We start from the raw sequence: 20,202 nt of genomic DNA on the forward strand, positions 1-20,202 counted from the left end.
CGCTCCCACCGGCCCTGTCGGATCGTTCCAGATACGAGGTCGCCATGTCCGCCCGTTCCCTGCACGACCCCTCCCTCCATTCCACACGGCGGAACTGACCGGCGGCCGACCATGGCTGTCGTACTCCTCAGCAACATCGGTCGGCTGTGGACCGGCAACGAGATGCTGACCAAGGCGGCGCTCCTGATCGACGACGAGCGGGTGGCCTGGGTCGGCCCCGCCGCCGAGCTCCCGCAGCGGCTGCCCGGGGTCTACGAGGACCTCACCGACGTCGACGACATCATCAACATCGGCGGCGGGCTCATCACGCCCGGACTCGTCGACGCCCACTGCCACCCCGTCTACGCGGGCGACCGCTACGCCGAGGTCAGCATGTGGGCCAAGGGCGCCTCCCAGGGGGACATCTTCGCGGCGGGCGGCGGCGTGTCCACCACCGTCACCATCACGCGCGGGACCGACCCCTGGACCCTGTGCAACGCGGTGCGGGAGCGGCTGCGGCACTGGGTCATCACCGGCACCACCACCGTCGAGGCCAAGACCGGGTACCACCTCACCCGCGACGGCGAGCTGGCCGACGTGCGCCTGCTGCGCTCCCTGGAGGAGGAGCCGGGGATGCCGCGCCTGCACATCACGTTCTTCCCCGCACACGGGGTGCCGCCCGAGTTCTTCGGCCGCCCCGCCGAGTACGTCGCCACCGCCGCCTCCTGGCTCGCCGACGCCGCGCAGGTGGGCGCCGACGGGGTGGACGTCTACTGCGACAACCGGCAGTTCACCACCGACGACGCGCGGATGCTCCTGTCCGTGGGCCAGTCCGTGGGGCTGCGCACCACCCTGCACGCCTGCTCGCGCCCCCGCCACGGCGCCGTGCGCATGGCCGCCGAGCTGGGTTGCACCTCCGTGGACCTGCTGCACGAGACCGACGACGATGACATCCTGGCGCTGGCCGCCACCCGCACCCCCGTGGTCGCCTGCCCCACCACGTCGATGCACGAGCGCCGCCACCCGCCGGTGCGGTCCCTGCTCGACCACGGCGTCCCCGTCGGGCTGGGCACCGACCACAACCCCGGGCAGAGCGGGGCCACGTCGATGCCGCTCATCATCTCCCTGGCGGTCGCCATGTTCCAGATGACGGTCCAGGAGGCGCTGCACGCCGCCACCGTCGGCGGCGCCCGCGCGCTCGGCCTCGCCGACCGCGGCATGCTCACCCCCGGCAACCTCGCCGACCTGGTCCAGTGGGACGCCGACCACGAGGGCGCGTTCGCCTGGTCGATGGGCCTCAAGGCCCTCCACGTCTGGCAGGGCGGCCGCACCATCCACTGACCGCCGGCTCCGTCCGGCCCCGTACCGCGCGTGCCGCGCGGCGGGAGGCGGGTCCGGTCCCCGTGACCCGCGACGATCCGGCGAACGGGCCCTAGCGGCGGCCCCGGGCACGGGCGATCTCGATGACGGCGCGCTCCAGCGCGTACTCCGGGTCGCGGCCCGCGCCCTTGATCAGCGCGTCCGTCTCGGCGACCACCGACATCGCCCGGCCGATCCCCGCCGGCGACCAGCCGCGCGCCTGCTGGCGCAGCGTCCGCAGCTTCCACGGCGGCACCTTGGCGCTCTTGGCCAGGTCGGCGTCCGAGCCGCCCCGCGAGGGCCCCGCCACCACCGCGATGCCGCGCACCGCGCCCGCCAGCGCGCTGTTGATGAGCACCGGCGCGGTGCCCACCGCCAGCGACCAGCGCAGCTGCTCCAGGGCCTCGGGCAGGCGGCCCTCGACCGCGCGGTCGGCGACGGTGAACCCCGACGCCTCCGCCCGGCCCGAGTGGTACCGGGCCACGGCGGCGGCGTCCACCCGGCCCTCGGTGTCGGCGATCAGCTGGGTGCAGGCCGCCGCGATCTCGCGCAGCTCGCTGCCGACCGCGTCCAGCAGTGCCTGGGCGGCGTCCGGGGCGATCTGCCGCCCCGCCGCCGCGAACTCGGCCTTGACGAACGCCACCCGCTCGGGCCCCTTGGTCGGGCCCTTGCAGTCCACGCGGGCGGCCCCCGCCTTGACCGCGGCCTGGAGCAGGGCCTTGCCCTTGTTGCCGCCCGCGTGCGCCAGCACCAGGGTGACGTCGTCGGCCGGGTCCTTGAGGTAGGCCGTCACCGTCTCGGCCAGGTCCTTGACCAGGTCCTGGGAGGAGCGCAGCACGACCACCCGGCGGTCGCCGAACAGCGACGGGGAGGTGACCTCCACCAGGGTGTGCGGACCCACCTGGGCGGGGACGAGGTCGTGCACGTCCACCTCCGGGTCCTCGGCGCGGACGGCCGCCACGATGGAGGCGACGGCCCGGTCGACGAGGAGCTCCTCGTCGCCGACGATGATCGTGATCGGGGCGGGTGCAGGCATACCACGAGCATGCCACGCCCCACCGACCTCCGGCGCGCCCCGGCGCGGTCCGGCCCCCGCACCAGCGCCGTCGGGCCCTCCCCGGAGCCCACTACGGCGATGTCCCCCGCCAGATCGGTGCGCAGGTCCAGGGCGCCCATGCGGCGCAGCACGCTCTGCGTGAACGGCGCGGGGTGCCCGTAGGGGTTGTCGGCGCCCACCGAGGTCAGGGCGATCCGCGCCCCCGTCGCCTCCAGGAACTCCGGTACCTGTGCCGCGGAGCCGTGGTGGGGCACCGCCAGCACCGCCGCCGCCAGCGGTTCCCCCAGCGCCAGCATCCCGCGCTGGGCCTCCTCCTCGACGTCGCCCGGCAGCAGCACGGACAGGTGCGGGGAGTCGGCGCGCACCACCACCGAGCCGTCGTTGACCGAGCCCCGGTACCCGGGCGGCGGCCACAGCACGCGCAGAGTCCAGGGGCCCACCCGCAGCGCCGCGCCGCGTTCGGCGCCCAGCCGCTCCACGCCCGCCCCGGCGAGCAGCCCGCCGACCGGGGCGGCGTCGAACCCCGGCGGGACCAGCGCCCGGTCCACCCGCCGGTGCCGCAGCACCCCCGGCACGCCGTCCACGTGGTCGGCGTGGTCGTGGCTCAGCACCAGCAGCGGGACCTCCCGCACCCCCAGGCGCTCCAGGCAGGCGTCGACCGCCTCCGGGTGCTGCCCCGCGTCGGCGACCACCGCCGACCCCGGGGCCACCGACAGCACGAAGGCGCTGCCCTGGCCCACGTCGCAGGCCGCCACCGCCCAGTCCCGCGGCGGCCACCCGCCGGGCAGGCAGCGCGCCGCGGCGGCCAGCACCAGCACCGCCACCGCCCCCGCGGCGAGCAGCCGCCTGGCCCGGCCCCGGGACACCACCAGCGCCACCGCCAGGGCGGCCAGCAACAGCGCGCCCGCCAGGTCCGGCCGCCACGGCAGCGCCCCGTACGGGACGCGGGCCCCCGCCCCGGCGACCGCGGCGATCCACGCCACGCCCCAGCCGGGCACCACCGCCAGCACGGCCGCCGCCCCGGGCGCCACCGCGGCCAGGGCGGTGACCGCCGAGCCCAGCACCGTCACCGCCGCCACCACCGGGGCGGCCAGCACGTTGGCGGGGACCGCCACCCACGACACCTCGCCCGACAGGGTCACCACCACCGGCGAGACGGCCAGGTGCGCGGCCACCGCAACGGCCAGGGCCTCGGCGACCACCGCGGGAAGCGACGCCGACCACTCCCGGGTCCAGCGCGGTACCAGCAGCACGATGCCCGCGGTGGCCAGCACCGACAGCGCGAAACCGTAGGAGGACGCCAGGGCGGGGGCGGCGAACAGCACCCCGACCACGGTCACGCCCAGCGCCCCCAGCGCCATGTGGGCGCGGCCCGTGGCCAGCGCCAGCAGGGCGAGGGAGCCCATGAACGCGGCCCGCACCACACTCGGCTCGGGGCGGCACACCAGGACGAACAGCCAGATCATGACCGCCCCGCCCGCCACCGTCCACCACGGCGGCGCGCGGACCAGGCGGCCCAGCGCGACCACCACCCCGGTCAGGATGGCGAGGTTGGCGCCGGAGACCGTCAACAGGTGCGTCATGCCCGTGGCCCGGAAGTCCTCGGCCACCCGCGCGTCCACCCCGGAGGTGTCGCCGACGATGAGGGCGGGCAGCAGGCCGCGCTCGGGTTCGGTCAGCCCGGCGGCGGCCTCGCGCAGCCCGGCCCGTACGCCGCCCGCGAACCCCTGCCACCGGTCGGGCGGCGCCACCTCCCGGGGCGGACCGCGCACCAGGACCAGGGCGCCGAGGAAGGGGTCGTCCTCGGCTGCCGTGAACCCGCCGCGGGCGGTCAGGGACTGGCCGGGAAGCAGCCCGGCCCAGTCGTCGCCGGAGGCGAGCAGCACCACGGGGTCCGCCGCGGCGCGCCCGTCCACCCGGGTGGCGCGCGCCCGGATCACCCACTCCGCCCGGCCCGGGCGCGGTACCCCGGCGCGGGCCCGCGGGTCGCCGGAGACCACGGCGGTGAACTCCACCTCGCCCGCCTCCACGGCGGCCCTCGCTGCTCCGTCCGCCACCCGGTGCACCTGGACCCCGGCGACCACCGCGACGGTGCCCGCGCAGGCCAGCGCCGCGGCGGCGGTCAGCGCCAACGCCTCGGTCGGCGCCCGCGCCAGCAGGAACACCAGCACCGCGGCCGAACCGGCGAGCGCGCCGAGCGACCAGGCCGCCCACGGCGGCAGCAGCGGCGCGGCCAGCGCGGCGGCCCACGCGGCGCCGGCGGGCGCCACCGACCGCAGGTCCACCGGCCGGCCCACCCCGTACCCGTCCGATCCCAGCCACGTCACCACGGGCACCGCCTCCTCTCTCCGCCCGTGCCCGGACCCGTCTCCCCGCCCCGCCTCCGCCCGGGTCCCCGCCCGTGCCCGAGTCCTCTCCCACCCGTGCGCGCGCCTCCCGACCTCCCACCGCGTAGGGGCCCGTCCCCTCCTCCCGCCCGTGCGCCCGCCTCCTCTCCCGCCGGTGCCCGTGCCCGCCGCCGGAGGCGGCTCCGGCGCCGTCGACGAGGGCCGGGGACGTCCACGCGGCTGCCCGGGACGGGCTCAGCCGACGGTCGCATGCGGGCGGATCTCCTCCAGGGTCCGGGCGCCGATGCGGTCGACGTTGATGAGGTCGTCCACGCTGGTGAACGGTCCGTTGGCCTCGCGGTAGGAGACGATGTTGCGCGCGGTGACCTCGCCCACCCGGGGCAGCGCCTCCAGCTCCGCCTCGTCGGCCCGGTTGATGTCGACGAGCGGGCCCTGGGCGGTGCCCGGCACGGGTGCCGCCGCCCCCGGCTGTGGCAGGCCCACGAGGATCTGCTCGCCGTCCACCAGCGAGCGGGCCAGGTTGAGCAGGTCCAGGTCGGCGTCGGGCAGCGGTCCCCCGGCCGACTCCACCGCGTCCGCCACCCGGGAGCCGGGTGGCAGCGTGTACAGCCCGGGGTCCTCGACCTCTCCGCCCACGTGCACCACGAGGTCGGCCTCGGGGTCGGCGCCGGCGGCACTGGGCACCGCCTCCTCGGCGGGGATGGTGTGGGCGACGGTCTCGGGCGCCACGGCCTCGGGCCGCTCGCGCAGGAACAGCACGGCGGCGACCGCCAGCAGCGCCACGACGAGCAGGGCGGCCACGGCCCGCCGGGACATGGTCGCCTCCGGCGGCCACCGCCGCGCCAGCCGCTCCAGGAGGCCCCCGTCCCGCCGCGGGAGGAACTCGGTGTAGCCGCTCGGCACCCGGGGCACCCCCGCCCCGCCGTCCAGGTCCGCGCCGTCCGGCCCCTGCCCGGGACGCCCCCGGTGTCCCTCCGCACGCGCCCGCCCGCCCCGCTCCGCCCCCGCGAAAGGCGGCGCGCCGTCGGCGGGGTCCCCGTCCGGCTCCGGTCCGCGGGAGCGCCCGCGCCCGGACGACCCGTGCCCGCGTCCTTCCCACGCCGGCGACGTCCCCGCCACTTCGCCTCCGGCCCCCCGCACTGGCCGCCCTGCCGCGCGTGCCCGCCGATCCCGCCCCGCTCCCGCGGCGTCCGCCGCTTCCCGGCCGGTGGGATCGCCCGTGTCCGTGGGGGAGTGGCCGTCGTTCCACCCGTCCCCGTCCGGAGCGGCCCCTCCCGCACCGTGGGCGCGGGGCGATCCGGAGGGGCGGCCGACAGGGGGAACGGCGGATCCGCCCGTGTCGATGAAGGAGCGCCCGCCGTTCCATCCGCCGCCGTCCGGGAGGGAGCGACGTTCGGTGTTCTCGGTGGTGTCGGCCGTGCCCCGGGCGGCGGATCCGCCCGTCTCGGCGGGGGAGCGCCCGCCCTTCCATCCGCCGCCGTCCGCCGGGCCGGACCCCGCGTCCCGGCGCCGGGACGCGGGGTCCGCGACCGCTGCGGGGTTGCGGCCGGGCGGTCCGCCGGTGCCGGCCCGCCGGCCACCCCGCGGGCGGAGGCGTTCGGTGGTGCCGTCGCTGCTCGCCGGCGCCTGCTCCGCCGGGGCGGGCCGCGGCGGCGCGTACGGCGGGGGAGGGGGGACGCGGGCGCCGGACCACGGGGGCGGGTCGCGCGGGGGCGGGGTGCGCACCGTGCGGGTGGAGTCCGGCTCCGGGGGCGTCGGGGCGCGGTCGTACGGGTCGCGCTCGGGCCAGTCGTCCACCGAGTACGGGGCGCTCGGGATGCCCTCCGCGGGCTCGGGGACGGGCCGGGGGATGCGGGCGCGCAGCCGGCGGGCCGCCGGCGACGCGTCCAGGCCCAGGGCGCGCAGGCGTTCCTGCTGGTCGTGTCGAGGGGTCATGCACCCAAGGTAGGAAGACCGGTCACGGAGCGCCAGGGGCGGTGCACGGCCTGTGGATAACTCGAAGGCCCGGTCCCCCGCGGGGGACCGGGCCTTCGAGGAGAGGCTCTAGGCGCCCTGCACCTCGTGCAGGCGCTTGGCGATCGCGCTCTTGCGGTTCGCGGCCTGGTTCTTGTGGATGACGCCCTTGGTCACGGCCTTGTCCAGGGCGCGGGCGGCGGAGCGCTGCGCCACGGTGGCCTGCTCGACGTTCCCGGTCTCGGCGGCCTCACGGAACTTGCGGACGGCGGTCTTCAGCGAAGAGCGCACCGCCTGGTTGCGGACGCGGGCCTTCTCGTTCTGCCGAATGCGCTTCTTCTGCGACTTGATGTTCGCCATGCGAAAACGTGCTCCAGTTGATCTGTGCTTGTGCGTCGTTCGGTCCGCGGGCTCTGCTCACGGGCAGCCGTTCCGTGAGCGGCCGGCACGGGCGCCGACGCCGGGTGTGTGTTCCACAGGGCTCGAAAGAACGTGGAAGTCCGAGACACGGACTTCCAGTATGCCGTACCGCGCCCAGTGCTCAGCCCAGCCACCCCTCGGTGTAGGCCCGCAGGTCCGCCGGGTCGGAGAGGCTCACCCCCAGGCGGACGTGCTCGGGCGCCCGCGCGTCGGTCACCCCGATGCGCACGGCCGCCAGCGCCGTTTCCGCCTGCTCCCCGGCGGGCACCCCGAAGCGGATGACCGCCTCGTCGCGGGTGCGCAGCGCCGCGACCGACTCCGCCACCTGGCGCACCGTGAACCCGCCCTGGAGCGCCGCCGCGGGCATCCCCGGGTCGGTCCCCGGCAGCACCACCTCGTCGGCGTGCTCGGCCACCCGCGCCAGGTACCCCTTGGACCAGTACTTCTCCTCGCCGTTGACGACGAACGACGGGATCCGGCCGCCGGGGGCCAGCTCCACGTGGTGCGCCTGCACCGACAGCACCGCGTCCTCCTCCAGCTCCCCGCGCACCATCTCCACCAGCGTCGGCAGCGACGGGTCGTTCACGGTCACCGGCCGGACCTCCAGGTGCACCCCCGCGTACCCCCGCGCGGCCTCCGCCGCGGCCGGGGCCAGCGCCTCCCGCGCCCGCCGGTCGAACCGGTCGTTCAGCAGGGACGACCCCTCGGCGGCGTGCCGCAGCCAGGCCAGCGCCCGCACGTCCGGATACCCCTCCAGGAGGGGGCGCAGGTCCTCGGCGGCGGTGACGCCCCCGTCCTCGCCGATCCGCCCGGCCAGCAGGTACACGGTGTCCACCGAGCCCGTGTCCAGCAGCGCGCGCAGGTCGCCCGCGTCCTCGGCGGAGTCCACCCACACGGCGTCGTTCCCCTGGGAGACCGCCCACGCGGCCGGGGTGCCCGAGTACTGCGCGGCCAGCAGCACGCCCACCCCGGCCAGGACGACCGCGATCGCCGCCACACCCGCCAGCAGCCGTGTCAGAAACCACCTCACCGGCGCCACCCCCACCGTTCGTGCGCCCCGAGCGGCTCGGAGGTCGCATAATCTGGACACCGGACGTACCCGCGTGCGCGACCATACTGTCGCACCGTCCGGCGCCCGCCCAAGGGGAGGGCGCGACCCCGCCGTGGGATGATGGACGACGGCCCCGCGGGCCGCACACCCCGAACCCTTGTCGAACGGAGCACGGTGGCACAGCCGAACTGGACCGATCCCGCGCTGATCCGCAACTTCTGCATCATCGCGCACATCGACCATGGCAAGTCGACGCTGGCCGACCGGATGCTCCAGATCACCGGCGTCGTCGAGGACCGTCAGATGCGGGCCCAGTACCTGGACCGCATGGACATCGAGCGCGAGCGCGGCATCACCATCAAGTCGCAGGCCGTGCGCATCCCCTTCACGGCGCTGGACGACAACACGTACACCCTGGACCTCATCGACACCCCCGGGCACGTCGACTTCACCTACGAGGTGTCCCGCTCGCTGGCCGCCTGCGAGGGCGCGGTCCTGCTGGTGGACGCGGCCCAGGGCATCGAGGCCCAGACCCTGGCCAACCTGTACATGGCGCTGGAGAACGATCTGACGATCATCCCGGTGCTCAACAAGATCGACCTCCCGGCCGCCCAGCCGGAGAAGTACGCCGAGGAGCTGGCCGGGATCATCGGCTGCGAGCCCTCCGACGTGCTCAGGGTCAGCGCCAAGACCGGCGAGGGCGTCGAGGAGCTCCTCAACGAGATCGTCCGGCAGATCCCGCAGCCGGTCGGCGAGGCGGAGGCCCCCGCCCGCGCGATGATCTTCGACTCGGTCTACGACACCTACCGCGGCGTCGTCACCTACGTCCGTGTGGTGGACGGCCGCCTCAGCCCCCGCGAGCGCATCCAGATGATGTCCACACGGGCCTCCCACGAGATCCTGGAGATCGGCGTCAGCTCGCCCGAGCCCACCAAGTGCGACGGTCTGGGGGTGGGCGAGGTCGGCTACATCATCACCGGTGTGAAGGACGTGCGCCAGTCCAAGGTCGGTGACACCATCACCTCCCTCAACCGGCCCGCCACCGGCATGCTCTCGGGCTACCAGGAGCCCAAGCCCATGGTGTTCTCGGGCCTGTACCCGATCGAGGGCACCGACTACCCGGTGCTGCGCGACGCCCTGGAGAAGCTCCAGCTCAACGACGCCGCCCTGGTGTTCGAGCCGGAGACCTCGGCCGCGCTGGGCTTCGGCTTCCGCTGCGGCTTCCTGGGCCTGCTGCACCTGGAGATCACCCGCGCCCGGCTGGAGCGCGAGTTCAACCTCGACCTCATCTCCACCGCGCCCAACGTGGTCTACCGGGTGGAGATGGAGGACGCCACCGAGCACGTGGTGACCAACCCGAGCGAGTTCCCGGCGGGCAAGATCGCCGCGATCTACGAGCCGATGGTCAAGGCCACGGTGCTCAGCCCCTCGGACTACATCGGCCAGATCATGGAGCTGTGCCAGGAGCGGCGCGGCGACCTGCAGGGCATGGACTACCTGTCCGAGGACCGCGTCGAGATGCGCTACATCCTGCCGATGGCGGAGATCGTGTTCGACTTCTTCGACCACCTCAAGTCCCGCACCAAGGGCTATGCCTCCCTGGACTACGAGCCCACCGGCGAGCAGCAGGCCGACCTCGTCAAGGTCGACATCCTGCTCCAGGGCGAGGCCGTGGACGCCTTCTCGGCGATCGTCCACAAGGACAAGGCCTACACCTACGGCGTGGAGATGACCAAGAAGCTGCGCGAGCTCATCCCGCGCCAGCAGTTCGAGGTGCCCATCCAGGCCGCCGTCGGCGCCCGGGTGATCGCCCGTGAGAACATCCGCGCCATCCGCAAGGACGTGCTCGCCAAGTGCTACGGCGGCGACATCAGCCGCAAGCGCAAGCTGCTGGAGAAGCAGAAGGAGGGCAAGAAGCGCATGAAGATGGTGGGCCGGGTCGAGGTGCCCCAGGAGGCCTTCATCTCCGCGCTGTCCACGGACGGCGGCGGCGAGGACAAGAAGAAGAAGTAGTCCTCCCGGGCCGGGAGCGGACAGGGGGTGCCCGCGGGCACCCCCGACGCGTCTCCCCGGCCCGGTACGCCGAAGGGGCGCCCCCGCCGGGGAGGCGCCCCTCGCGCGTGCGGGCCGCGGCCGGTCAGCCCTTGACCGCCCCCGAGGTCAGGCCCTCGGTGATGTACTTCTGGAGGAACCAGAACACGGCCAGGGTCGGCAGGGACAGCAGGATCGCCCCCACCGAGAACATCCCGAAGTTGGCGTTGCGCTGCGACTCCACCAGCTGGTAGAGACCCAGCCCCAGCGTCTTGGCGTCGGTGTCGCGCAGGAACACGCTCGCCATCAGGAACTCGTTGATGGTGGAGATGAACACCAGCAGCCCCACGATCGCCAGCACCGGCGTCACCAGCGGCAGCATGATCCGGAAGAACACCTGCGCGTGCGTGGCCCCGTCCATCTGGGCGGACTCGTCCAGCTCCCGGGGCACCGTGTCGAAGAAGCCCTTCATCAGCCACGTGTTGATGCTCAGCGCCCCGCCCAGGTACACCAGCAGCAGCCCCCACCGGGTGTCGAACCCTACCTCGGGACGGTACTCGCCGACGGTGCTGAACATCAGGTAGATGGCGACGATCGCCAGGAACTGCGGGAACATCTGGATGATCAGCAGGCCGATCATCCCCACCCGGCGCCCCCGGAACCGCATGCGGCTGAACGCGTACGCGGCCAGCGCCGACAGCAGCACCGTCACCGCGGCGTTGGTGACCGCGAAGAACAGCGAGTTGGCGTACCAGGTGGTGAACGGCGTGTTCCGGAACAGGTCCACGGCGTTGTCGAACCCGGCCCCGGTCGGCCACAGCCGGGCGCTGCTGAGCGTGCCGACGGGGTTGACCGCCGCCGACACCACGAACAGCACCGGGAACAGGGCGAACGCCGCGACCACGGCCATCACGAGGTGCCGCCAGCCGAACCGCGCCGCCCACAGCGCGACGGACGCGCCGGTGCTGCGCCGGTAGCCCCCGGTCGTCGCGGTCATCGGTCCACCTCCTGCAGGGCCTTGCTGCGGCTGAGGCTGATCACCGACATCACCGAGACGATCACGAAGATCATCACGGACAGCGCCGCCGCGTACCCGTACTCCGCGGTGGCCTGGCTGAACGCCATCCGGTACGTGTACGTGATGAGCAGGTCGGTGGCGCCGGCGGACGGGTCGTCCGGCGGGAAGGGCCCGCCCTTGGTGATCAGCCACACCGCGTTGAAGTTGTTGAAGTTGAACGCGAACGTCGAGATCAGGATCGGTGTCATCGCGACCATGAGCATCGGCAGCGTCACGTGCCGGAAGGCCTGCCAGGCCCCGGCGCCGTCGATCCGCGCCGCCTGGGTCAGCTCCCGCGGAATGGCCTGGAGGGCGCCGGTGGCGACCAGGAACATGTACGGGTAGCCGAGCCACACGTTGGCGATGATCACCGCGATCCGGGCGGTCCAGGCGTCGCCCAGCCAGTCGATGTCCGTCCCCAGCAGCTGGTTGAACAGGCCGAAGTCGGTGTTGAACATGTCCCGCCACAGCAGGTACATGGCCAGCGAGCTCATCGCGTACGGCAGGACGACCAGGATCCGGTACGCCTTCTTCCCCCGCAGCCGGGGCACGTGCAGGGTGAGCGCGACGGCCAGGCCCACGACGAACACCAGCGAGGTGACGGCGACGGCGAAGACGAGGTTCCACACCAGGATGGAGAAGAACGAGGAGGCGAAGGTCGGGTTGAACAGGAACCGGGAGAAGTTGTCGAGGCCGACGTCGACCTGCCAGCCCTGGGGGAGGCGCTGCCCGTCCTCGGAGACGAAGGCTCCGCGCTCGTCGTCCGCGGTGTAGACGACGCCGGTCTCGGTGTCGGTCACGCAGTCGCACCCGGCGTCGTAGACCCGGGTGGCCCGGCCCTCGTAGGCGGTGGAGAGGCTGTTGGAGCGGATGCCGGTGCCGTCGCCGACGGGGACCGCGAACTCCTCCAGCTCCTTGCTGCGCGCGTTGACCTGCGCGGGGGTCAGGACGGTGTAGCCGAAGGCCGCGGTGATCCGGCCGGAGGCGGGGTCGACGGTGGCGTCGTCCAGGGGGCGCAGCCCCCCGGCGTCGCCGACGTAGGGCGCGCCCCCGGGGTCGGTGAGGAGGAAGGCCAGCTCACCGCTCTCGGGGTCGCCCGTGGTCGCGACGGTCAGGCCGAACTCGCGGCCCTGCTCCGCGCGGGTCACCGAGTACGCCTCGATGGCGGCGATCGCCTGGTCCTTGTCGCCGCGGTGCCCGTCGCTGAAGTTCGTGACCGAGGTGCTCATGGTGTAGAGCACCGGCAGGATCTGGAACGCGGCCAGGAACAGCACACCGGGCAGCAGGTACTTGAGCGGGACCGTCCGCTTGGACAGGTACACCCAGTACACGAGGGCGAGCACCGCGGCGACGACCGCGATGCCCCACCAGTTGGCGCCGACGTAGAGCGGCAGGGCCGCCCACACGCCCAGGGCGGTGAACAGGCCCAGGAGGGCGATCTTGGCGACCTGGCCCCAGAGGGAGCCGGAGCCGGCGAAGCGCCCGCCGGGCAGTGGCGTGCGGGCGGGCGCCCCCGGGGAGGGGGCGCCCGCGCTGCTGCTGGAGGGCACCCCTATCCGCCGATCTTCTCGGCGATCGTTTCGTGGGTGCTCTCCATGGTCTCGCGCACGTCGGCCCCACCGATGATCGCCGCCTCGGCCTTGCCGAGCGGCTCCCAGGTCTCGCCCATCTCGGGGATGGACGGCATGGGCATGCCCTCGGCGCCGGCCTCGGCGACGGCGGCGATGTTGGGGTCGTCGGCGGAGACCTGCTCCAGGGCCTCCAGCTGGACCGGGGTGCGCGGGTCGGACCCGTAGAGGCCGAGGATGAACTCGGGGTCGGTCACGTGGTTGGCCAGGAACTCCTGGGCCAGGGCGCTGTTGGCGCTGCCCTCGGTGACGAAGAAGGCCTGGTAGCCGATGTAGGGGCGGGCCGGGCCCTCGCCCTCGAAGCCCGGGATCGGGCTGATGGCGTACTCCAGGTCGGCGGCGTCGGCGTCGCCGATGTTCCACGGGCCGGCGATGAAGAACGGGGCCTCGCCGTCGAAGAACAGGGCGGCGTCGTTCTGGGTGTCGATGGAGCGGCGCAGCACGCCCTGGCCGGACTCGCCGTACTCGGCGATCCGCTCCATGGCGGCGATGGACGCGTCGCTGTCCAGGCCCAGGTCGGCCGGGTCCCAGTTGCCCTCGTCGTCCTGGCCGAAGAGGTAGCCGCCGGCGGAGGTGAACAGGGCGTTCATCCGGTAGGGGTCGCCCTCCTGGCCCACGGCCATGGACAGCACCTCGCTGGTCTCGCCGTCGTCCTTCAGGGCGGTGCCCGTCTCGACGAGGTCCTCGAAGGTCTCCGGGGCCTCCGGAGCCAGCGCGGTGTTGCGCATGAGGAAGATGTTCTCCTGCGAGTACGGCACGCCGAAGAGCTGACCGTCGTAGGTGAGCGCCTGCACCGAGGTCTCGTCGAGCGTCTCGGCGCGGTTCTCGGGGAGCTCGACGGGCTGCACGGCGCCGTTGCGGACCAGGTTGCCGGTCCAGTCGTGGGCGCCGATGAAGACGTCGGGGGCGTTCCCGGCCTGGTGGGCGTTGAGCAGGTCGCCCTGGATGTCGCCGAAGGCGAGCTGCTGCACGTCGACCTTGACGCCGTTGGTGTCGGCGAAGTTCTGCGCGGCGGCCTCGATGGCCGCGGCCCGCTCGGGGTCGGACCAGATGACGAGGGTGGTGTCGGCGGACTCCTGGGCGTCCTCGCCGCCGCCTCCGCAGGCGGTCGCCATCAGGGCGGTCGCGGCGAGGGCCGCGACAGCCGGTGCGCTGCGCAATCTCATGGTGTCTTCCTTCCGGGAGGACGGACTGAGGAGGTCGTGCGTGCGGTCCGCCGGGGGTCCCGGAGCCTGCCGCCGCCCTGCATGGTGATGTGACGTTAGCAATAACTTGCAGGCTTTGAAAGACTTTGCAGGCGCTCGGGATAAAGATGTGGAAACACCATGGAAACGGAGGTGTGACCCGATCCCGTGCGTCGCCACGGCGTCACTCCCGGGTGATGATATCTGTGACCGTCCACCATTTGGTCACACCATTGCCGGCCCGGTCGCAAGAACCCCGCGCAACCCCGGCCCCCCTTGCCGCAACCGCCCGGAGGGACCCGAAACGCCCCCGGACACGGCGACGGCCGGGCGCCCAGGACACCCGGCCGTCGCCGGGGCGGCGCCGGCGCACCGCCGGCACCGCCCCGCCCCGCTCACACGCGCAGCCACACCGCCGTCTCGCCGGGCAGGGACAGCACGCCCTGCTCCGGTGCCGCCACCGGGCCGCTGGACAGCAGCACCTCTCCGCCCGTGGCGACCTCCGCCGGCTCCGCGCCGAGGTTGACGGCCACCCGCACACCCGGCTCGCGCTCGAAGAACAGCACGTCCCCGGGGGCGTCCAGCCAGGACATCGCCCCGTCGCCGAGCGCGTCCAGCCCGCGGCGCAGCCCCAGCGCCCGGGTGTACAGCTCCAGGGTGGAGCCCTCCACCCCGCGCTGGGCGTCGCGCGCCAGCGCGCCCCAGCCCTGCGGCACCGGCAGCCACGGCTCCGAACCCGCGGGTCCGAACCCGAACGGCGCCTCGCCCGCCTCCCACGGCAGCGGCACCCGGCAGCCGTCGCGGCCCCGCTCGGTGCGGCCCGACCGCTCCCAGGTCGGGTCCTGGAGCGCGTCCTCCGGCAGGTCGGTGACCTCCGGCAGGCCCAGTTCCTCGCCCTGGTACAGGTACACCGACCCGGGCAGCGCCAGCATCAGCAGCGTGGCCGCCCGCGCCCGGCGCAGCCCCTGCTCACCGCCGCCGAACCGGGTGACGTGGCGGGTCACGTCGTGGTTGGACAGCACCCACGTGGTGGTCGCCCCCACCGCCCCGTTGGCCGCCAGCGAGCCGTCGATCACCTCGCGCAGCCGCGCCGCGTCCCAGGGGGCGGTCAGGTACTCGAAGTTGAACGCCTGGTGCAGCTCGTCGGGGCGCAGGTACCGCGCGATCCGGTCGGCGTCCTCCACCCACGCCTCGGCGACCATCGTGCGCTCGCCCGGGTAGGACGCGGCGATCGCCGACCAGCGCCGGTAGATGTCGTGCACGCCGTCCTGGTCGAAGTACGGCAGCGACGTACTGCCGTCGAGCAGGTCCGCCTTGGCGCCCTCGGCGATGTCGGGCAGCGCCGGGTCCTTGACCATGCCGTGCGCGACGTCGATGCGGAACCCGTCCACGCCCCGGTCCAGCCAGAAGCGCAGCACGTCGTCGAACTCGTCGTGCACCTCCTGGTCCGTCCAGTCCAGGTCGGGCTGCTCGGGGTCGAACAGGTGCAGGTACCACTGCTCGGGGGTGCCGTCCGGGCGCTTGAGCCGGGTCCAGGCCGCCCCGCCGAAGATCGACTTCCAGTTGTTGGGCGGCTGCTCCCCGTCGGGGCCCCTGCCGTCCCGGAAGATGTACCGCGAGCGCGCGGGGTCGCCGGGGCCGGCGGCCACGGCCTCCCGGAACCAGCGGTGCGCGGAGGACGTGTGGTTGGGGACCACGTCGATGATCACACGGATTCCCAGTCCGTGGGCGGCCTCCAGCAGGGCGTCGAAGTCGGCCAGGGTGCCGAAGCGCGGGTCGACGTCGCGGTAGTCCGCCACGTCGTAGCCCCCGTCGGCCAGCGGGGACACGTAGAAGGGGGTCAGCCAGATCGCGTCCACGCCCAGCTCGGACAGGTGCGGCAGGCGCTCGCGGATGCCGGCGAGGTCGCCCTCGCCGTCCCCGTTGGAGTCGGCGAAGCTGCGCACGTAGATCTGGTAGATGGCCGCGTCGCGCCACCAGTGCGACTCAAGGGTCATCGTGGGGGTCCTTCCCGGTCGGTGGCTGCAAGTTCTTGCGCAAGGTTACCGCCAACTTTCAACCATGTGACGGCCATCTCGACTAGAGTTGCGCCATGGGTCCACGACTTGCCGACATCGCGCGGCACGCAGGTGTCAGCGAGGCGACGGTCTCGCGGGTGCTCAACGACAAGCCCGGCGTTGGCAGCGAAACCCGTAAGGCCGTCCTGACCGCGCTGGACGTCCTCGGCTACGAACGCCCCGCCCGGCTGCGCCAGCGCTCCGCCGGCCTCGTGGGCATGGTCATCCCGGAGCTGGACAACCCCGTCTTCCCGATGTTCGCCCAGGCGGCGGAGGGGGCGCTCGCCCAGCGCGGCTACACACCCGTCCTGTGCACGCAGACCCCCGGCGGGATAACGGAGGACGAGTACGTCGAGCTGCTCCTGGAGCGCAACGTCTCGGGCATCCTCTTCGTCTCGGGCAAGCACGCCGACACCACCGCCTCCCACGAGCGCTACCGCTCCCTCGTCTCCCGGCGGCTGCCCATCGTCCTGGTCAACGGGTTCGCCCCGGAGATCCCGGCGGCGTTCATCTCCTGCGACGACCGCGAGGCCGGGCGCCTGGCCGTCGACCACCTGGTCGCCCTGGGCCACACCCGCATCGGCTTCACCAGCGGGCCCGAGCGCTACGTCCCCGTCCGCCGCAAGCTGGAGGGCTACCACGCGGCCCTGCGCGACCACGGCCTCGACGGCGACGACCTGGTCGAGCTGTCGCTGTTCGGCGTCGAGGGCGGCCACGCCGCCGCCAACCGGCTCATCGACCGCGGCGTCACCGCCATGGTCTGCGGCTCCGACATGATGGCCCTGGGCGCCATCCGGGCGGCCCGCCAGCGCGGCCTGCGCGTCCCCGGCGACTTCTCCGTGGTGGGCTACGACGACTCCCAGCTCATCGCCTTCACCGACCCGCCCCTGACCACCGTGCGCCAGCCGGTGCACGCCATGGCGCTGGCCGCCGCCCGCGCCCTGTGCGACGAGATCGCCGGACACCCCGTCTCGCACACCGAGTTCGTGTTCGGCCCCGAGCTGGTCGTGCGCGGCTCCACCGGGATCGCCCCCGGACTCGGCGCCGGCGCGGCCCGGACCCCCGACGGCGCCGCCGTCCAGGGCTCCGCGCTCTGACACCCGGCCCCGCGCCCCGCGGTGCCCGCACGGGAAAGACCCCTCCCCGGGCGGTGGGGAGGGGCCCGTTCGGGGCGGCCCGGGCGGGCCGCGGTCAGCGCAGCACGGGGAACCGCCGGACCAGCGCGGTGGCGCCCCACCACCGGCCCAGCCCCAGCGTGTCCGCCGACCGGACCAGCGCCAGCCCGACCAGGACCAGGGCCAGCACGATGTGGTCGTCCATGAACGGGTTGTTGGCCGGCGGCAGCACCGCCGCCCACATCAGCACCAGCAGCAGCGCGCCGCAGGCCGCGGCCACCCGCTCGCCCACGCCCAGCAGCAGCGCCGCGCCGATCGCGCCCAGGCCCGCCATGAACAGGACGTCGGCCCACACCGCGCCCGCCATGGAGGCGAACACCCCGGAGAGCGGGCCGCTGACGGCGTTGCCCAGGAAGCCCGCCGTGGGGCTGCCCCCGGCGATCCATGCGCCCTCCGCGGGGGTCGAGAACCCCAGGCCGAGGAGCTTGTCGACGAAGGCCCACAGAAAGGTCCAGCCGATCGCCAGCCGGGCCAGCGCGAACACGTACCGGGCCGCGGGGGAGCCGATGGGGGACGTGTCGTTCTCGGATGCGGTACGGGACAGGGTTGCGTCGGACATCGTGTGTCCTTTCACCGGGGGCCGGTCGTGCTCGGGTCTTCGTTGCCTCTGCACCACCCAGACAACCCCCTGCGCCCGGCCGTGCCGAGGGTCCCCCGTACCGTGCCCGCGGCCGTCCGCCCCCCCGCGGCCCGGGACCTTCGGCCGGCCCCCGGGCCCCGGCCCCGGGCGGCGGTCCCGGCCGCGCCCCGCGTGAGCGGGATCTCCCGCCCCGGACGGCGCGGACCGGGCACACCGGCGTGTCGGTGACACTGGGTACATGCCTTCCGTTGCCCTCGACGGCGAACCCGTACCGCGCACCGGCGACCTGCCGGAGGCCTCCCTCGCCGAACTCGGCGACCGGCCGCTCGGGTTCTACGTCCACGTGCCCTTCTGCGTCACCCGCTGCGGCTACTGCGACTTCAACACCTACACCGCGCAGGAGCTCGTCTCCCGCGACGGAACGGCCGTCGCCTCCCGTGACACCTACGCCGACCAGGCCATCGCCGAGATCGCCCTCGCCGACCGGGTCCTGCGGGGCGGGCGCCCGCCGGTGAGCACCGTGTTCGTCGGCGGCGGCACGCCCACCCTGCTGCCCGCCGAGGACCTGGGCCGCATCCTCGCCGCCATCGCCGACCGGTTCGGCCTCGAACCCGGCGCGGAGGTCACCACCGAGGCCAACCCCGAGACCGTCACCCCCGCCTACCTCGCGCGCCTGCGCGAGGCCGGGTTCACCCGGGTGTCCTTCGGCATGCAGAGCGCCCGCGCCCACGTCCTGCGCGTCCTGGAGCGCGGCCACACCCCCGGCCGCCCCGAGCAGTGCGTCGCCTGGGCCCGGGAGGCCGGGTTCGAGCACGTCAACCTCGACCTCATCTACGGCACGCCGGGGGAGGGGGACGATGACTGGAGGGCCTCGCTGGACGCCGCCGTGGCCGCCGGCCCCGACCACGTCTCCGCCTACTCCCTCATCGTGGAGGAGGGCACCCGCCTGGCCGCCCGGGTGCGCCGCGGCGAGCTGGCCGAGCCCGACGACGACACCATGGCCGACCGCTACCTGACGGCCGACACGGTGCTCGGCGCGGCCGGGTTCACGCCGTACGAGGTGTCCAACTGGGCGCGCACGCCCCAGGGGCGCAGCAGGCACAACATGCTCTACTGGACCGGTGCCCACTGGTGGGGCGTCGGGCCCGGCGCGCACGGCCACGTCGGCGGCACCCGCTGGTGGAACGTCAAGCACCCGGCCGCCTACGCCTCCCGCCTGGCCGAGGACTCCAGCCCCGCGCAGGCCCGCGAGGTGCTCACCGACGGGGAGCGCCGCTTCGAGCGGGTGCTGCTGGAGCTGCGGGTCGAACAGGGCTGTCCCCTGGACCTGCTCGAACCCGCTGGCCGGGAGGCCGCCGCCCGCGCCGTCGCCGACGGCCTGCTGGACGCGGACGCCCACCGCGCGGGCCGTGCCGTGCTCACCCGCCGGGGGCGGCTGCTCGCCGACGCCGTGGTCCGCGACCTCACCTGACCGCGCGCGCCCCCGCGCACGGCGAGGGGCCCGGTCCGCGGGACCGGGCCCCTCGCGGCGTCCGCGGGCCGGGTGCTACTTGACCCAGGAGACGTTGAACGGGTAGCGGTACCACTCGCCCTTGTTGGCGGCCACGCCGCCCAGGATGCCGAAGACGACCGAGGCGACCCAGCACACGAACCCGAGGATCCCGCCGATGACGATGATGCTGAGGATGCTCGACACCACGTAGCCGATGAGGATCAGCAGCTGGAAGTTGAGCGCCTGGGCGGACTGGTCGCGGATGAAGGGCGACTCGTCGCGCTTGATCAGGTAGATGATCAGCGGAACGAGGAAGCCCAGGATGCCGCCGCCCAGGTGGGCGAAGAGCGCCATCTGCCGCTCGTCCCCCGAGGGCGGCGCCCCCGTCGCCGAGCCCGGCTGCGGACCGTAGCCGCCCGGCTGCGGGCCATAGCCGCCCTGCTGGTACCCGGCCGCCTGGTAGCCGCCGGTCTGGTCCTGGTAGCCGCCCGGGGGCGGGTAGCCGCCGGGGGCGCCGGGCGGCGGGTAGCCCCCCGAGGGGTCCTGGTACCCGGGCGGCGGGTAGCCGCCGGAGGGGTTCTGCCGGCCGGGGGCCGGGTATCCGCCGGACTGGTCCTGGTACCCGGGCGGGGGGTAGCCCCCCGAGGGGTCCTGGTGCCCGGGGGCCGGGTACCCGCCGGAGTGCCCCTGCTGGCCGGGGGCCGGGTATCCGCCGTACGGGTCGTGCTGCCCGGGAGCGGGGTGGCCGCCCGACTGGCCCTGGCCGCCCTGCTGCGGGTTCTGGCCGTACGGATCGTCCGGTGGAGTATTGGGATAGGACATGTCGGGTTC

General features: G+C 74.1%; 14 protein-coding genes and 1 pseudogene. 4 read left to right on the plus strand and 11 right to left on the minus strand.

All coding sequences use genetic code 11. The features are described 5' to 3' along the window. Positions 1 to 111: 111 nt before the first annotated feature. Complete coding sequence (locus BUE45_RS05550) at positions 112 to 1,320, plus strand: amidohydrolase family protein (protein ID WP_073375976.1); 1,209 nt, start codon at positions 112 to 114, stop codon at positions 1,318 to 1,320. A gap of 91 nt (positions 1,321 to 1,411) precedes the next feature. Here BUE45_RS05550 and holA read toward each other — a convergent pair whose 3' ends face one another. From holA to BUE45_RS05575, 5 genes and pseudogenes are all read right to left on the minus strand, one after another. Next, positions 1,412 to 2,374: a DNA polymerase III subunit delta gene (gene holA, locus BUE45_RS05555; protein WP_073375980.1), complete on the minus strand. Its 963-nt coding sequence runs from the start codon at positions 2,372 to 2,374 to the stop codon at positions 1,412 to 1,414. A gap of 47 nt (positions 2,375 to 2,421) precedes the next feature. Further along, positions 2,422 to 4,725, minus strand: a pseudogene (locus BUE45_RS05560) (ComEC/Rec2 family competence protein); the annotation flags it as partial. 252 nt (positions 4,726 to 4,977) lie between these two features. Further along, positions 4,978 to 6,678, minus strand: a complete 1,701-nt coding sequence (locus BUE45_RS32910; RefSeq protein ID WP_084736972.1) for a ComEA family DNA-binding protein — start codon at positions 6,676 to 6,678, stop codon at positions 4,978 to 4,980. 108 nt (positions 6,679 to 6,786) lie between these two features. Beyond that, positions 6,787 to 7,056, minus strand: a complete 270-nt coding sequence (gene rpsT / locus BUE45_RS05570) for a 30S ribosomal protein S20 (protein WP_073375986.1) — start codon at positions 7,054 to 7,056, stop codon at positions 6,787 to 6,789. 181 nt (positions 7,057 to 7,237) lie between these two features. Further along, positions 7,238 to 8,146: a hypothetical protein gene (locus BUE45_RS05575; RefSeq protein ID WP_073376447.1), complete on the minus strand. Its 909-nt coding sequence runs from the start codon at positions 8,144 to 8,146 to the stop codon at positions 7,238 to 7,240. A 195-nt stretch (positions 8,147 to 8,341) separates the two neighbouring features. On the opposite strand from BUE45_RS05575, the gene lepA reads away from it, so the two are divergent. Further along, the gene (gene lepA, locus BUE45_RS05580) at positions 8,342 to 10,180 is read left to right on the plus strand and encodes a translation elongation factor 4 (RefSeq protein ID WP_073375989.1); all 1,839 of its coding nucleotides are present in this window, start codon (positions 8,342 to 8,344) and stop codon (positions 10,178 to 10,180) included. Positions 10,181 to 10,304: 124 nt separating this feature from the next. Here the strand turns inward: lepA and BUE45_RS05585 are convergent, their stop codons facing one another. The 4 genes from BUE45_RS05585 to BUE45_RS05600 form a co-directional block, all read right to left on the minus strand. Continuing rightward, entirely contained in the window at positions 10,305 to 11,195 is an 891-nt protein-coding gene (locus BUE45_RS05585) for a sugar ABC transporter permease (RefSeq protein ID WP_073375993.1), read from the minus strand. Continuing rightward, positions 11,192 to 12,805 carry an ABC transporter permease subunit gene (locus BUE45_RS05590; RefSeq protein WP_073375997.1) on the minus strand — a complete coding sequence of 538 codons (1,614 nt, stop codon included), beginning with the start codon at positions 12,803 to 12,805 and terminating at the stop codon, positions 11,192 to 11,194. Before BUE45_RS05590 ends, BUE45_RS05585 begins: the two co-directional genes overlap by 4 nt. Before the next feature lie 2 nt (positions 12,806 to 12,807). Beyond that, a complete protein-coding gene (locus BUE45_RS05595; RefSeq protein ID WP_073376001.1) occupies positions 12,808 to 14,049 on the minus strand; it encodes a sugar ABC transporter substrate-binding protein in 1,242 nt (413 codons plus the stop codon). Positions 14,050 to 14,462: 413 nt separating this feature from the next. Continuing rightward, positions 14,463 to 16,064 carry a glycoside hydrolase family 13 protein gene (locus BUE45_RS05600; protein WP_073376003.1) on the minus strand — a complete coding sequence of 534 codons (1,602 nt, stop codon included), beginning with the start codon at positions 16,062 to 16,064 and terminating at the stop codon, positions 14,463 to 14,465. A gap of 95 nt (positions 16,065 to 16,159) precedes the next feature. On the opposite strand from BUE45_RS05600, the gene BUE45_RS05605 reads away from it, so the two are divergent. Next, on the plus strand, positions 16,160 to 17,221 hold the full coding sequence (locus BUE45_RS05605; RefSeq protein ID WP_073376005.1) for a LacI family DNA-binding transcriptional regulator: 1,062 nt from the start codon (positions 16,160 to 16,162) through the stop codon (positions 17,219 to 17,221). A gap of 94 nt (positions 17,222 to 17,315) precedes the next feature. Here BUE45_RS05605 and BUE45_RS05610 read toward each other — a convergent pair whose 3' ends face one another. Next, on the minus strand, positions 17,316 to 17,858 hold the full coding sequence (locus tag BUE45_RS05610; RefSeq protein ID WP_073376007.1) for a hypothetical protein: 543 nt from the start codon (positions 17,856 to 17,858) through the stop codon (positions 17,316 to 17,318). A 259-nt stretch (positions 17,859 to 18,117) separates the two neighbouring features. On the opposite strand from BUE45_RS05610, the gene hemW reads away from it, so the two are divergent. Further along, entirely contained in the window at positions 18,118 to 19,350 is a 1,233-nt protein-coding gene (gene hemW / locus BUE45_RS05615; RefSeq protein WP_073376009.1) for a radical SAM family heme chaperone HemW, read from the plus strand. A gap of 75 nt (positions 19,351 to 19,425) precedes the next feature. Here hemW and BUE45_RS05620 read toward each other — a convergent pair whose 3' ends face one another. After that, positions 19,426 to 20,193, minus strand: coding sequence for a DUF4870 domain-containing protein (locus tag BUE45_RS05620; protein WP_073376011.1), 768 nt, complete (start codon positions 20,191 to 20,193; stop codon positions 19,426 to 19,428). Positions 20,194 to 20,202 lie beyond the last annotated feature (9 nt).

Origin of the sequence: Nocardiopsis flavescens (genome assembly GCF_900141985.1) — a bacterium.
Classification (GTDB): Bacteria; Actinomycetota; Actinomycetes; order Streptosporangiales; family Streptosporangiaceae; genus Nocardiopsis; species Nocardiopsis flavescens.

Excerpts from the sequence above, each read along its gene's own strand:
- BUE45_RS05550 (WP_073375976.1), top strand. The coding sequence starts at position 112 with ATGGCTGTCGTACTCCTCAGCAACATCGGTCGGCTGTGGACCGGCAAC.
- holA (WP_073375980.1), bottom strand. The coding sequence starts at position 2,374 with ATGCCTGCACCCGCCCCGATCACGATCATCGTCGGCGACGAGGAGCTC.
- BUE45_RS32910 (WP_084736972.1), bottom strand. The coding sequence starts at position 6,678 with ATGACCCCTCGACACGACCAGCAGGAACGCCTGCGCGCCCTGGGCCTG.
- rpsT (WP_073375986.1), bottom strand. The coding sequence starts at position 7,056 with ATGGCGAACATCAAGTCGCAGAAGAAGCGCATTCGGCAGAACGAGAAG.
- BUE45_RS05585 (WP_073375993.1), bottom strand. The coding sequence starts at position 11,195 with ATGACCGCGACGACCGGGGGCTACCGGCGCAGCACCGGCGCGTCCGTC.
- BUE45_RS05595 (WP_073376001.1), bottom strand. The coding sequence starts at position 14,049 with ATGAGATTGCGCAGCGCACCGGCTGTCGCGGCCCTCGCCGCGACCGCC.
- BUE45_RS05600 (WP_073376003.1), bottom strand. The coding sequence starts at position 16,064 with ATGACCCTTGAGTCGCACTGGTGGCGCGACGCGGCCATCTACCAGATC.
- BUE45_RS05605 (WP_073376005.1), top strand. The coding sequence starts at position 16,160 with ATGGGTCCACGACTTGCCGACATCGCGCGGCACGCAGGTGTCAGCGAG.
- BUE45_RS05610 (WP_073376007.1), bottom strand. The coding sequence starts at position 17,858 with ATGTCCGACGCAACCCTGTCCCGTACCGCATCCGAGAACGACACGTCC.
- hemW (WP_073376009.1), top strand. The coding sequence starts at position 18,118 with ATGCCTTCCGTTGCCCTCGACGGCGAACCCGTACCGCGCACCGGCGAC.
- BUE45_RS05620 (WP_073376011.1), bottom strand. The coding sequence starts at position 20,193 with ATGTCCTATCCCAATACTCCACCGGACGATCCGTACGGCCAGAACCCG.